Below are 13,124 nucleotides of genomic sequence, written 5' to 3' on the forward strand. Positions count from 1 at the left end.
GGGCCTTCACTCACTCCTGCAGCCAGCGCAGCAGCCCGCTGGCGCGCTGCGTGGGGCTGCCAACGGCCGAGGCCAGCAGGCCCGGCACCTCGGAGAACAGCGAGAAGGCCTGGCGGGCGCGCGTGATGCCGGTGTAGACCAGCTCGCGCCCCAGCACGCTGCCGCCACGCGAGGGCAGCACCAGGGCGGTGTGCTCGAACTCCGAGCCCTGGCTTTTGTGCACCGTCATGGCGAAGGCGGTCTCCACATGGGCCATGCGGCTGACGCCGACCGAGCGCAATTCGTCGCCCTGCAGGAAGTAGACGCGCAGCAGTTGCCCTGACTGCCCCTGGTGCGCTCCCGGCAGCGCAATGCCGATGTCGCCGTTGAACACGCCCAGCTGCGCGTCGTTGCGCGTGACCATGACGGGACGGCCCGCATACCATTCGCCGCCCCGGCGGATCACGCCCTGCGCATCCAGGGCCTGCTCCACCGCGCGGTTGAGGCCGGACACGCCCCAGTCCCCCTCGCGCACGGCGCACAGCAGCCGGAAGCGCTCGAAGGCCTGCAGCACAGCGACCACCCAGGCGCGGTGCGCTGCCTCGTCGGCGCCGGCCGCATCCGGCCGGCCCTGCAGCGCCTGGGCATAGAGGGCATAGCTGGCAAGACCGCCGCGCCCGTGCACGGCCAGTTCGGTCACGGCGTGCACGCCGCCGCCATGGCGTTCCCACAGCTCGGAACCGGCGCCGGCTTGCGTGCCGGCATCGAGCAGGGCCTGGGCCTTCACCGCCTCACCGGCATTCACGGCGTGTGCCAGCTGGCCGATGGGGCCCCCGAAGCGCCGGCTTTCGCGCAGCATGACGGTGTGCTGCGCCAGCGCTGGCGCACGATCGCCGTCGGGCGCCGCGAACTGCGGCGGCAGCCGCTGGCCCGCCACGCGCAGTGCGTAGTCCAGCGTGTCGGGCAGGTAGCGCCCGGCCTGGGCATCGCGGCACAGGTCGCCCAGCACGGCGCCCGCCTCCACCGAAGCCAGTTGGTCCTTGTCGCCCAGCAGCACCAGGCGGGCGCCGGCCGGCAGTGCCTCCAGCAGCGCCGCCATCATCTCCAGGTGGACCATGGAGGCCTCATCGACGATGAGCACGTCCACGTCCAGCTGCCGCCCTGCATGGAATCCCCAGTGCCGCGTATCGGGCCGCGCGCCCAGCATGGAGTGCAGGGTGCGCGCCGCACCCATGCGCTGCACCAGGCCCGCCAGGTCGATCTCGCCGCCCATGCTGCCCTGCAATTGCAGCAAGGCCCCGTCGATCGATTGCTTCAGCCGCGCAGCCGCCTTGCCCGTGGGGGCGGCCAGGGCCACGCGCAACTGGCCGGCATCGGGCGCCGTGGCAAACAGCAGGGCCAGCAGCCGTGCGGCGGTATAGGTCTTGCCGGTGCCGGGGCCGCCCGTGATCACCGACAGCCGGCCGCGCAGCGCCAGCGCGCAGGCCAGCTTCTGCCAGTCCACGGCGCCACCGTCCGCCACAGGCGGGAACAGGCGGTCCAGCCAGTGGCGGGCCAGGGCTTCGTCCAGCGGCTGTCCGGCCACGGCCTGCGCCGCCGTGCGCTGGATGACGTGCGCGGCCACGGCGCGTTCGTAGTCCCAGTAGCGGCGCAGATACAGCAGCGGCGCGGGGCCGTCTGCGCCGGCCAGCACCAGGGGCTGGCCGAGGTCCTCGCTGCCATCCTGTCCATCTACCTGCTCCCCGTGCACCACGCGCACCACGGGGCTGGCGCTCAGCGCCGCAACCCAGCCGGACAGGCGCGCAGGCAGCATCTGCCACAGGGCCTGCTGCGCGGGCAGCGCATTAGCCGGCCAGGCCAGCACGTCGTTGGGGTGGCCGGCCAGCGGCGCCAGGGGCAGGCAGCTGTGGCCGCGCCCCTCCATCTGCGCCAGCAGCGCGGCGGCCACCAGCAAGGCGGGCCCGGCCTGTGCATCCTGCCCGGCGACGAAGGAGGCCAGCGCCGCATCCAGGCGCCGCAGCAGGCCGGCATCGGCCCAGCGGCGCAGCAGGGCCAGCACCTCATTGGTGTCTGGCGGCACGGCGCCCGGCGGTTTTCCGCCCAGCGGTTTGCCGCCCAGCGATGCGTCGCCCGGCGAGTCGTCGCCCGGCGGTTCATCGAACAGGTCCAGCGTGGCCGTATCGACGGTACGCGAACGGGGGCGCGGGCTCATGGCAGCTCCTCCGCGTTGGCGCGGCCGGGACCGAGCAGTTCATCGAGCGCATCGAGCAAGGGCAGCTCGGGCGCCATGGCATGCATGCCACCGGCCGGGCCATCGATGCCGCGCAGAAAGTAGTACAGCGCACCGCCCAGCTGGCGCTGCGGCTCGTAGGCCGTGCCCAGCCGGCTGCGCAGCAGCCGGTGCAGGGCCAGCAGGTAGAGGGCGGCCTGCACGTCGTAGCGGTGGTGGAGCATGGCCCGGGCCAAGGCCTCCTGGCCGTAGGCGGCGCCGTCCGGGCCCAGGTGGTTGCTCTTGTAGTCGAGCACCCAGTAGCGGCCCTCGTGGCAGAACACCAGGTCGGCAAAGCCCATGAGCATGCCGTGCAGCGAGCGCTGGGGCAGCGCGGGCCGCTCCTGCCCCGGCAGGATGAAGCGCCGGCACAGCTGGTCGATGCGCTCGGCCGGCAGCTGGCGCGCGGGCAGCCAGAACTCCATCTCGGACAGTTGCGGGCCCAGCGTGGCCAGCGTGACATCCAGCGGCGCCAGCGGCTGGTGGACCACGGCCGTGAGCCAGGCCAGCAGGTCGCGCGCCTGCTCGCCCCGGCCCGCGCGCTCGCAGCGGCGCACCAGGCGATCAGCGAGCGCACCCTGGCCGTCCACGGGCAGGGCAAAGTCTTCGCCGCCCAGCCATTCAAGCTGGTCGTGCACGAAGTTGCCGACCACGGGGCCGCGCAAAAAGCGGTGCCAGACCGCAGGCCCGCCGGCCGGTCCATTCTGCAGGGGCTGCAGGCCCGCCAGGCCGGCGATGTCCGCCAGTTCCGGCGATGGCGGCGGCTCCAGCGCCTGCTCATCCTCGGCCGGTCGCTGCACGGCCACGGGCAGCACGGGCAGGCTGGGCGCGGCCATGGCGCGCACCAGGGCAGAGAAGCTGCCGATGCCCCAGCGGGTGTCGAAGCGCGCGTCGTAGGGCCGGGCATCGTGCAGCGGCGTGGCAGCGTCCGGCGGCTGCCAGCGCGTGCGCTGCAGCGGCTCGGCGTCCAGATCGCGCCAGGCCATGTGCGGGTCTTCGCCGCACAGCTGCTGCAGGCCGTCGCGCCAGCCCTGGGCCGAGCGCGGCTCGGTGCCGCCCAGCAGGTAGCCGGCGGCGCCCTGCTCGTTCACGCAGGCCTTGCCGTTGCCGCGCCTGAGCGGGGCCAAGCCCAGCCACAGCGCATGGCGCGGGCGGGTGAGCGCCACGTAGAACAGGCGCAGGTCCTCGCGCAGCCGCTCGCGGTCGGCCTGGGCCAGGTCTTCGTCGCTGAAGTCCAGCAGCAGCCTGCGGGCCGGGGCGGCATCGTCTTCCACCCCCTCCTGCGCGGACAGGGTCAGGAAGGGCGTTCTGGCCCGCTCCATGGGGCGGAAGCTGCCTGCGAACGGCAGGCAGACCAGCGGGTACTCCAGGCCCTTGCTCTTGTGCACGGTGACGATCTTGACCAGGTCGGCATCGCTTTCCAGGCGCACTACCTGCTCTTCGCTGCCGCTGCCCGGCGCCTCGATCTGGGTGGCCAGCCAGCGGATCAGGGCCTGCTCTCCCTCCAGCTGGGCGCTGGCGGTCTGCAGCAGCTCGGCCAGGTGCAGGTAGTTGGTCAGGCGCCGCTCGCCGCCCAGGGCCGGGTCCTGCAGCCAGCGCGCGGGCAGGTCCAGCCGGTACAGGGTCTGGCGGAGCATGGCCAGCACGCCCAGGCGCAGCCAGATGCTGTGCAGTTCGCGCAGCTGCTCGCTGCGCGCGTCAAAGGCTTCCTCGTCGGCGGCCAGCCAGGCCAGCTCGTCCAGCGACAGGCCGATGAGCCGCGTGGCCAGGCCCGCGCGCACGGCCTGGGCATCCAGCGGCGCGGCGACGGCGCGCAGCCAGTACAGCAGGTCATGGGCCTCATCGCTGGCGAACACCGAATCCTGGTCCGACAGGTAGACCGAGGCCACGGCGCGCGCCTGCAGCTCGCGGCGCACGGCGGCCGCCTCTCGGCCCGTGCGCACCAGCACGGCGATGTCGGCAGGCCGCAGGCGCACAAGGCGGCCATCGGGCTGCACAAAGCCGGCCTGCGGGTCGGCCAGCCACTGCACGATCTGCTCGGCGCAATGGGCCGCAAAGCGCCGCCGTACCTCGTCGGCCGACAAAGGCAGGGGGATGCCGGTGTCCTCGTCCCGGCCTGCGCTCCAGGCCACGGTGAGGGCGGGCATGGCGCCGTCGCGCGTGTGCAGTTGCTCGCTGCGCCCCTGGGCGGCCACGGGCTCGAACGGCAGCGGGTTGTGGCTGCCGCGCCGGAACATGAAGGCGCCCTCGCCCGGGCGCTGCTCGGCCTGCGCGAACCAATGGTTGACGGCACCCACCAGCGCCTCGGTGGAGCGGTAGTTGGTGCCCAGCACGTAGTGGCGCCCCTCGGTGGCGCGGCGCGCCTGCAGGTAGCTGTGGATGTCGGCGCCGCGAAAGCCGTAGATGGACTGCTTGGGGTCGCCGATCAGCAGCAGGGCGCTGTGCGGGTCGTTGGCCGCGGTGCGGTAGATCTGGTCGAACAGGCGGTACTGCAGCGGCGAGGTGTCCTGGAATTCATCGATCAGCGCCACCGGGTACTGGGCCAGGATGCGCTCGCGCAGCACGGTGCCGTTGTCGCCGGCCAGGGCCGTGTCCAGGCGCTGCAGCATGTCGGCAAAGCCGAAGCTGCCGGCCTGGCGCTTGAGGTGGGCCAGCCGCTGCGCCACGCGCGCGGCCGCATGCAGGCGCACGGCCACGCTGACGGGCGGCAATTGCTCCAGCTGCACCAGCAGCGCCTGCAACTCGGCCAGCTCCAGCGGCATGAGCACATCGCCGGCCGACCCCTTGAAGGCCTCGGCCAGGCCTTCGGGGCTGAGGCGGTGGCGCGCGGCCTCGGTCAGCGCCAGCGGACCGTCCAGCGGGGCGCGCGACCAGTCGGCCAGCGCGGCCAGCCAGCCGGTGTAGCGCGCGGGCTGCAGCTTGCGCTTGTCCCACAGCGCGCCATGGCCGTCGAGCTGCCCATCCAGCCACCGCTGCAGGCGCTGGGCCTTGTCGTCCCAGCCGGCCGCCAGGGCCAGCAGGCGGCTGCGGCGCTGTTCCATGGCGCGCTGCAGGCAGTCGGCCAGGCTGCCCTCGCCCGCGCCAGGCACGGGGGGCTCGCGCAGCAGGGCGCGCATGTCATCGACCAGGGCGCCGACGTGGGGCCAGATCTTCAGGACCTCGTCCAGCAGCTCGTCGGACAGCGGGTAGCACTGCTGGCGCCAGTAGTCCTGCGCGGCCTCGGTCTGTCGCTGGCTTTCGTCAGGCTCCAGCGTTTCGTCGAAGAGGTTGCCGCTGTCGAAGGCATGCTCGCGCAGCATGCGCTGGCACCAGGCGTCGATGGTGTGGATGGCCGCGTCGTCCATGCATTCGGCGGCCATGGCCAGGCGCCAAGCCGCGCGTTCACGGGCCGCGCCTTCAGGGTAGGCCTCGCGCAGCGCGTGCATGAAGCCGTCGTGGGGCGCAGGTTCGGCCTCGCCACGAAAGCACTGCACGGCCTCGATCAGGCGCTTGCGTATGCGGTCGGACAGCTCGCGCGTGGCCGCGCGCGTGAAGGTCATGACGAGGATGTCGGGCGGCATCAGCGGGCGCTCGAAGGCCGTGCTGCTGATGCCGTCCGGGCTGCCCTCGCCATGCCCCAGCACCAGGCGCAGGTAGAGCGCGGCAATGGTCCAGGTCTTGCCGGTGCCGGCGCTGGCCTCGATCAGGCGGCTGCCCCACAGCGGAAAACGCTGTGCGTCGAGCACATGGCTGGTCACGCCGCCGGTCACTTCGCTGGTGCTCATGGTGCATCCGCCTGGTAGGGCTGGACCTGCACCTGCGCGGCCACCCAGTCGAGCAGCGGCGCGTGGACGGCATGGGCCAGGGCCTCGAAGCGCCCATCGGCAGCCAAGGCCTCGAAATCGGGATAGCAGCGGGCCCAGGACGGGTCCTCGCCTTCGCCGCCGACCAGATGGCCGCCCTCATAGGCCTGCTGTGCCGCAGCGGGAAGGCCTTCGGCCATGGCCAGGCCGCTGCGCAGCGGCAGGGGCAGCGGACCGTTCTGGCCTTCGCGCCACAGGGCCATCAATGCACGCAGCCGTGCCAGCGCTTCGGAAGGGTCCATGGGCAGGACCTGCACCAGGCCGTCGCGCGCCACCACGCGCAACTCGGCCTGCGAGCCGCTGGCGGCCAGCACCAGGCTGCGCAGGTAGACCGGCATGAGCTTGTCGGCATGGGGCCTGCCCTTGGCATTGAGCAGGTTGCGCGGGTCCAGCAGCAGCCAGCACTGTGCGTCGTCCGCATCGGGGGACTCTTCGGTTTCGCAGGACTGGCGCAGCCCGTCGATCCAGTCGTCGAACACCAGGCCATCGTCCTCGATCAGCAGCCGCCTGCGCGGCGCGGGATGGGCATACCGATCCAGTTGCTGGCGCCAGGCCCGCAGCGAAGGCGTGACCGAGGACTGCAGCGCCCGCGCGCCGCGCTCGCCCAGCCCCGCCAGCGGCAGCCGCCCCGAGCGCGTGAGGCGCGCCACGGCGGCGCGCACGCTGTCTTCCATGGCCTGGGGCGCCTGCCCGGGCTCGGAAAGGCCGGCCGCCACCTGCTGCTGCAACTGCTGCACCAGCAGGTATTCGGTCAGGCCGTCGAGCTGGAACAGTTCCTCGTCCACGACCGGGTTGTCCTCCTGCTCGAAGCGCACCTGCAGGCGCTGGCGCAGGTAGGCGCGCGTCGGGTGGCGCAGGAAATCGGTGAGCCGGGCCAGCGTCAGCGGCGCCGAGGCGTCGGGGACAAAGGGCGGGCGCGGCTGCGCGGGCAGCGGAGGCAACGCGTCCGTGCCGTCAGACTGCGCATGCGCGGCCCGCCATTCGCGCGCATACGTGGTCCAGGGCGAACCTTCTTCGAAATAGCGGCGGCTGAAGGGCTGCAGCGGGTGCTGCTGCGTGCGCTGCGCCAGCAGCGGCTGGCCGCCTTCGCCGCGCCAGCCGGCCTCCAGGTAGTCGCGCAGCTGGGAGACCAGGACCGAGGGCGGCTGCTCGCTGTTGTCGCGCACATGGTGGCCAGTCCAGCTGATGTAGAGCGCGCGGCGCGCGGACAGCAGGGCTTCGAGCATGAGCTGGCGGTCATCGTCGCGGCGCGCGCGGTCGCCGGGGCGCTGCTGGCCGGGCAGCGCCATCAGGTCGAAGTCGCTGCGCGTGGCGCGGCGCGGATAGTCGCCATCGTTCATGCCCAGCAGGCAGACCACCTCGAAGGGAATGGCCCGCATGGGCATCAGCGTGCAAAAGGTCACGCCACCGGCCCGAAAGCGCTGCGACAGCGAGGGCTGCTCCAGCGCCTGCATCCAGGCCTCCTGGGCCACGCCCAGTTCCACGGCCTGCGCATAGCCGGCCTGCTCGCAGGCGCGCTGCCAGTCCGTGAGGGCGGCGTCCAGTGCGGCCAGCATGGCCTCGTCCTCATCGTCCTGCGCCTTGAAGAAGTCCTGCAGCAGCGCGCGAAAGCGCTGCGCCCAGGCCTCGGGCATGGCGGGCTGCTCGGCCTCGCGCCACCACGCCAGCATGCGCTCCAGCAGCGCGGCCAGCACGCCGGCCAGCTCGGCCGACAGGCCGCCCACTTCGTCATAGGGCTCGATGCCGCTGAAGGCCTGGCCGTCCTGCGCCACGCCGCTGGCATAGCCCAGCAGCATGCGCTGCAGGCCGAACCAGGCGCTGTTGTGCTCGCCGCAGGCCTGCAGGCCCAGGGCGCCGCGCTGCGGCGCATTGAGTCCCCAGCGGATGCCGGCCCCGGCCATCCAGCGCGTGAGCTGGGGCAGGTCGTCGGCCGCCAGACCCATGCGCGCGGCAATCGCTGGGACGTCCAGCAGGTCGCACAGCTCGCTGAGCCGGCAGCGCTGCTGCGGCAGGCGCAGCAGCCATTGCAGGGCCACGGCCAGCGGGCTGCTGGCGCGTGCGCCCAGGTCGGCAATGTCAAAGGGAATGTGGCGCGGATCATGCCTGCCGTACTGGCCGAACACGGCGCGTATCGAGGGCGCGGCGGTCTCTATGGACGGCAGCATGACTACGACGTCACGCGGTGCCAGCGGTGCCTGCCCCGGCTGCCCGGGATCCGGTGGCCGGGCCAGCATCTGCAGCAGCTGATCGTGCAGAACCTCCAGCTCGCGCACCACGCTGTGCGCGCTGTGGAACACGATGGAGCGGTCGGCCCGCGCCACCTCCAGCGGCGGGTGCTCGGCCAGCGGCACCAGGTCGCGGATGCGCTGCTGCACCTGGGCCAGCAGCGGCGCGGTGCGCAGGTCCTCGGCATCGGTTTCGTCGAACAGGTCCACGCGCGGCATCTGCAGCTGCGCGGCGGCACCCGTGGTGTCGAAGGCGTCGAGCTGGCGCACATAGTCGCGGCTTTGACGACCCCAGGCGGCCAGCAGCGGATGGGCGTGGGCATGCATGGCCTCCAGCGGCAGCTGCGCCAAGTCGCGGCCGCCGCGCAGCGGCTGGCGGCGCCGCGCCATGCGCAGCAGCTCGCGCCCGTCGATGGCGTCGGCCCAATGGAAGCGGCAGGGATTGGGCACGGCCAGCAGCACCTGGCTGTGGCGGGCAATGGCGGCCAGGAACTCCAGCAGGCTCAGCGGTAGCTGGCTGATGCCGAACACCACCACACGGCGCGCCAGCGGCGCGGCCGGCGCTTCGCCCGACTGCAGCGCGGCCAGCACCCTGCCCTGCAGGCGCGCGCGCGTGGCGCCGTGCTGGTCCTCGTCCAGCTCGGCCAGCACGGCGCGCCACAGGCGCGGCTGCCACAGCTGGCCTTCGGGCACCGGGGCGTCCGCCACACCAGGGCGCAAGGGCATGGGCAGCACGTCATGCCCGGCCTCCCAGGCGTCCAGCCAGTCGGCGCGGTAGATCTGGTATTGGTCGAAAAGGTCGGCCAGGCGCTGGGCCAGCTGCAGCAGCCGCTCGGGCTCGCCGGGGCGCAGAAAGCCTGCAATGGGGGCGAAGGCCGGGTCATGCAGGCACTGCGGCAGCAGGCGCATGAGCCGCCAGGTCATGGGCGTCTTGTCCAGGGGCGATTCGCGCGGCACGGCCTGGCGGCCCAGCACCTGGCGGTAGCTGCGCCACACAAAGCGCGCGGGCAGTTCCACGCGCGCGGCGGCGCACACGCCCAGCTGCTCGGCCATGCGCATCTTGAACCACTCGGCCATGCCGTTGCTCTGCACCAGCACCACCTCCGGCTCCAGCACGTCCAGCGGGTGCGCAGCCAGCCATGCCAGCACCGTATCGGCCAGCACCTCCGTCTGATTACCGTGCAGGGCGATCAAGCCCGGCTGCCAATGCGATGCCACCTCTGCGCTCCCGTGCTCCAAGCCATGCGAGCAGCGAGCTTAACGCGGTTGACACGGGCCGGGACCGCGCGGGTCCATTACCAATGCAGGTAGAACATGGCCTTGGCCAGCAGCACGATAGCCAGCACGTGGCAGAACACGCTCAGGTGCAGGCGGTGCGAGCGGCGCCCGCCCAGCACACCGCGCCGGCGCCACCACATGGCTGCCAGGAAATGTCCGAACACGCTGAGCGCCAGCCCGATCTTGAGCGCCAGCAGCAGGCCGAAGCTGCTGGCCAGCGGAGCGGCAAAGGCTGCAGCCAGTGCCGCGCGATGCTGCCAGGCCAGACCCAGCCCCGCGCCGTACAGCACCAGCAGCACCCAGGGCATGACGGCCACCGCTCGGTCGCCCAGCGCCTGCTCGGTGGCGCGCGCCACGATGGCGGGCAGGTGGCGGCGCGCCCCGGCCAGCAGCACCACTTCAAAGAACACCGTACCCGCGAAGGCGATGGCAGCCAGCAGGTGCAGGGTCAGCAGCAGGCCGTAGCTCATGCGCGCCTCCTGTGCGGCAGGGGCAGGGGCAGCGGCAGGGATGCGGGAGCCGGCAGCAGATCGGCCAGCGTGAAGCCGTCCAGATGGGCCAGGAAGCTGTCCAGCGCCCCGCCCAGCACGCCGGCCAGCCGGCAGTCCTGCACAAGCGTGCAGGCAGGTGGACTGGTGCCCGTGAAGCATTCGACGATGGCAAGGTCCGGCTCCATGCCGCGCACCACGTCGCCCAGGCCGATGTCGGCCGGCGCATGGGCCAGGCGCATGCCGCCGCCCTTGCCGCGCACGGTCACGATCCAGCCGCGCAGCGCCAGCTGGTGCGTGACCTTCATGAGATGGGCTTCGGAGATGGCATGGGCCTGGGCGATCTCGGCAATCGTGCACAGCCGCCCGGGGTGGCGCGCCACATGCATGAGCAGGCGCAGCGCGTAGTCGGTCATCAGAGTCAGGCGCATGGCAGGCCTGCGATCATGCCTGCCGGTCGGCACGCGGGCGCACCAGCAGCGGGGCGAAACGCCACAGGTACAGCGCAAAGGCCAATACCCAGGCAGCGGCCGAGGCATGCAGCGCCGCCAGCGACAGCGCCGTGGGCAGCAGGGCCGCCAGGCGCAGCACGGCAGCGGCAATGACCAGGGCATAGGCGGCGACCATGCTGCGGTCGGTGCGCAGCGGCAGGCCCAGGTGGCCCATCGACGTCCGTGTGCACATGCCGATGATGAGCAGGGCAAAGCTGCCCGCACCGATCACATGCACGGGCCAGGCGGGGCGCAGCACCCATCCGGCCGCATGCGCGCCGGCCACCAGCAGGCCCGCACCCAGCGCCGCGTGGCCCAGGTAGAGAATCCACAGCAGCGGCACGCGGCGCACGGCCTGGGGCTTCCAGGCCAGCACCTGCCACAGGGCGATCAGGCCCGCCACGGCCAGGCCGGCGGCCAGGCCCGGCCACCAGCCCGCCAGCAGGCAGGCGATGGCCACCACGCCCGCACCCAGTTGCCACTGGCCGCTGGCCGTGTGCATGGGGATCTGCAGGCCGGACACGGCGCGCATGGTGAAGAAGGGGATCACGCGCTGCGCGATCAGCAGCGCAATCACGGCCATGCACAGCAGGCCTGCGTTGAAGCGCTGCATGAGCGCGCCGTAGTCGCCTTGCCAGATGGACCACAGGTACAGCGCATCGGCCACGCCCAGGCCCGCCAGCAACAGGGGCAGCCCGTAGTTGCGCCGGCTGCGCGCGGCATGGATGGCGCGGCCCAGCGCCAGCGCGGCCCAGGCGAAGAAGGCGGTCTCGCACAGCGCGGCTACCGCAAAGGCCTGCGGCCCCGGCAGCAAGAAGCCTGCGCGGGCCACCAGCCACAGCAGGCACAGCGCGCCCAATGCCCGGCCCTGCAGGGGATTGCGCCCTGTCCAGTTGCTGCCTGCCGTGAACAGAAAGCCCACGGCAATGGTGGCCACGAAGGCCCACAGCATCTCGTGCGCATGCCAGAACACGCCGGGCATGCGCCCCGCGATCCACTGCGGAGCATGGACCCACAGCGCCACCGACAGCGCGGCCCAGAGGCAGCCCAGCAGGTACAGCGGCCGAAATCCCAATTCGAGGAATGCCGTCCATTGCGGCGCCGGCTCCCGGGTTCTCAGGGGTTCCTCCAGCTCCATCCATTGCGCCATGATGTGCACTCCTTCCGGCCCGCCGTGCGCCTGCATAAGATGTATTCAGCGTACATCTTCAGGCGCGCGGGCGGGGCCGCTGCGGCACCACCTTCTGACCCACATCAAGCAGGAGCCAAGCATGGCACTCGAACACGCAAAGCCACTGGAGGTCATCGCCCTGCACGCCCGCGACGGCATGCCCATCAGCACCAGCCTGATCCGAACGCCGAAGCTGCAGCTGCTGCGCCTGGTGCTGCCACCGGGCCATGCCCTGCCCAGCCATCAGGTCCCCGGCGAGGCCACCATCCACTGCCTGGCGGGCGAGGCCGGCATTGCCACGCGCCTGGCCAGCCTGCGGCTGGTGGCCGGCTCGGTGGTGCTGGTGCCTGCCGGCGAGCTGCACGATGTGCACGCGCGCGGCGACCAGGGCTGCGTGCTGCTGGTGACGATTGCGGGCGCGAACGACTGAACGCGGCCGCAGCACAGGCAGGATCACGCATTGCCTGAGGCACAAAGAAAAACGGACTGCTTCTTGCGAAGCAGTCCGTAATCTTTTTCACTGTATCTGGTGGCCTGGGACGGAATCGAACCGCCGACACAAGGATTTTCAATCCTCTGCTCTACCGACTGAGCTACCGGGCCGAGAACTAGATTATATGCAGGATTTTTTGGCCCAAAAACGAAAAAGCCAAAATTCCTTCAAAAAGTCTATCCGCGCTTGTTGCGGCCCAGGTCCACGCCCAGCTGGCGCAGCTTGCGGTACAGGTGGGTGCGCTCCAGGCCGGTCTTCTCGGCCACGCGGGTCATGGAGCCGCCTTCGCGCGCCAGGTGGAACTCGAAGTAGGCCTTCTCGAAACCGTCGCGCGCCTCGCGCAGGGGGCGGTCCAGATCGAAACCCTGGTGTGCATGCGGCACGTTGTTGTCCACCGGCACACGGCTGGCCGCAGGCGTGACGACGGCTGCGATGTCGGCGGGCTCGGCCACTGCGGCAGGCGCTGCAGCCGGCGCCTGGCTGGCGGCATTGCGCGCCAGGCCCTGCTCCACCGCCTTGAGCAGCTTCTGCATGGTGATGGGCTTTTCCAGGAAGGACAGCGCACCGATGCGCGTGGCCTCCACCGCCGTCTCGATGGTGGCGTGGCCGCTCATCATGATGACCGGCATGGTCAGCTGGCCCGCCGAGGCCCATTCCTTGAGCAGCGATACGCCATCGGTGTCGGGCATCCAGATGTCGAGCAGCACGAGGTCGTAGGTGTTGGAGGCGCGCGCCGTGCGCGCCTGGCCGGCGTTCTCGGCCACGTCCACACTATGACCTTCGTCGTTGAGGATTTCCGACAACAAATCCCGGATCCCCAGTTCGTCGTCGACCACCAGTATGTTTGCCATGTGTCTTAAGCCTATGTGCTGAGGCGCGGGGGGGCGT

8 protein-coding genes and 1 tRNA gene are annotated in these 13,124 nt (G+C 71.5%); 1 reads left to right on the top strand and 8 read right to left on the bottom strand.

The window, feature by feature from the left end:
• Positions 1–10: 10 nt before the first annotated feature.
• From recD to ACF8LI_RS04110, 6 genes are all read right to left on the bottom strand, one after another.
• The gene (gene recD, locus ACF8LI_RS04085; protein ID WP_392411584.1) at positions 11–2,191 is read right to left on the bottom strand and encodes an exodeoxyribonuclease V subunit alpha; all 2,181 of its coding nucleotides are present in this window, start codon (positions 2,189–2,191) and stop codon (positions 11–13) included.
• Positions 2,188–6,012, bottom strand: coding sequence for an exodeoxyribonuclease V subunit beta (recB, locus tag ACF8LI_RS04090; protein WP_392411582.1), 3,825 nt, complete (start codon positions 6,010–6,012; stop codon positions 2,188–2,190). Before recB ends, recD begins: the two co-directional genes overlap by 4 nt.
• Positions 6,009–9,533 (bottom strand): exodeoxyribonuclease V subunit gamma, encoded by a 3,525-nt coding sequence (recC, locus tag ACF8LI_RS04095; RefSeq protein WP_392411580.1) that lies wholly within the window; start codon positions 9,531–9,533, stop codon positions 6,009–6,011. Before recC ends, recB begins: the two co-directional genes overlap by 4 nt.
• 77 nt (positions 9,534–9,610) lie before the next feature.
• Entirely contained in the window at positions 9,611–10,063 is a 453-nt protein-coding gene (locus ACF8LI_RS04100; protein WP_016450400.1) for a CopD family copper resistance protein, read from the bottom strand.
• The gene (locus ACF8LI_RS04105) at positions 10,060–10,512 is read right to left on the bottom strand and encodes an Rrf2 family transcriptional regulator (protein WP_267179058.1); all 453 of its coding nucleotides are present in this window, start codon (positions 10,510–10,512) and stop codon (positions 10,060–10,062) included. The genes ACF8LI_RS04100 and ACF8LI_RS04105 overlap by 4 nt, the downstream gene beginning before the upstream one ends.
• A gap of 13 nt (positions 10,513–10,525) precedes the next feature.
• Complete coding sequence (locus ACF8LI_RS04110) at positions 10,526–11,722, bottom strand: NnrS family protein (RefSeq protein ID WP_392411577.1); 1,197 nt, start codon at positions 11,720–11,722, stop codon at positions 10,526–10,528.
• A 121-nt stretch (positions 11,723–11,843) separates the two neighbouring features.
• Here ACF8LI_RS04110 and ACF8LI_RS04115 point away from each other — a divergent pair, with 121 nt between their 5' ends.
• Positions 11,844–12,173, top strand: coding sequence for a cupin domain-containing protein (locus ACF8LI_RS04115; RefSeq protein ID WP_012202449.1), 330 nt, complete (start codon positions 11,844–11,846; stop codon positions 12,171–12,173).
• 97 nt (positions 12,174–12,270) lie between these two features.
• On the opposite strand, the gene ACF8LI_RS04120 is transcribed toward ACF8LI_RS04115, so the two are convergent.
• Both ACF8LI_RS04120 and ACF8LI_RS04125 read right to left on the bottom strand, forming a co-directional pair.
• A tRNA-Phe gene (locus tag ACF8LI_RS04120) sits at positions 12,271–12,346 on the bottom strand.
• Positions 12,347–12,412: 66 nt separating this feature from the next.
• Positions 12,413–13,087 (bottom strand): response regulator, encoded by a 675-nt coding sequence (locus ACF8LI_RS04125; protein ID WP_016450397.1) that lies wholly within the window; start codon positions 13,085–13,087, stop codon positions 12,413–12,415.
• Positions 13,088–13,124 lie beyond the last annotated feature (37 nt).

Source organism: Delftia sp. WSY_12 (assembly GCF_043104645.1).
GTDB lineage: Bacteria > Pseudomonadota > Gammaproteobacteria > Burkholderiales > Burkholderiaceae_C > Comamonas > Comamonas tsuruhatensis.

Coding starts and splice junctions, on each gene's coding strand:
- recD (WP_392411584.1), bottom strand. CDS start 2,191: ATGAGCCCGCGCCCCCGTTCGCGTACCGTCGATACGGCCACGCTGGAC.
- recB (WP_392411582.1), bottom strand. CDS start 6,012: ATGAGCACCAGCGAAGTGACCGGCGGCGTGACCAGCCATGTGCTCGAC.
- ACF8LI_RS04100 (WP_016450400.1), bottom strand. CDS start 10,063: ATGAGCTACGGCCTGCTGCTGACCCTGCACCTGCTGGCTGCCATCGCC.
- ACF8LI_RS04105 (WP_267179058.1), bottom strand. CDS start 10,512: ATGCGCCTGACTCTGATGACCGACTACGCGCTGCGCCTGCTCATGCAT.
- ACF8LI_RS04110 (WP_392411577.1), bottom strand. CDS start 11,722: ATGGCGCAATGGATGGAGCTGGAGGAACCCCTGAGAACCCGGGAGCCG.
- ACF8LI_RS04115 (WP_012202449.1), top strand. CDS start 11,844: ATGGCACTCGAACACGCAAAGCCACTGGAGGTCATCGCCCTGCACGCC.
- ACF8LI_RS04125 (WP_016450397.1), bottom strand. CDS start 13,087: ATGGCAAACATACTGGTGGTCGACGACGAACTGGGGATCCGGGATTTG.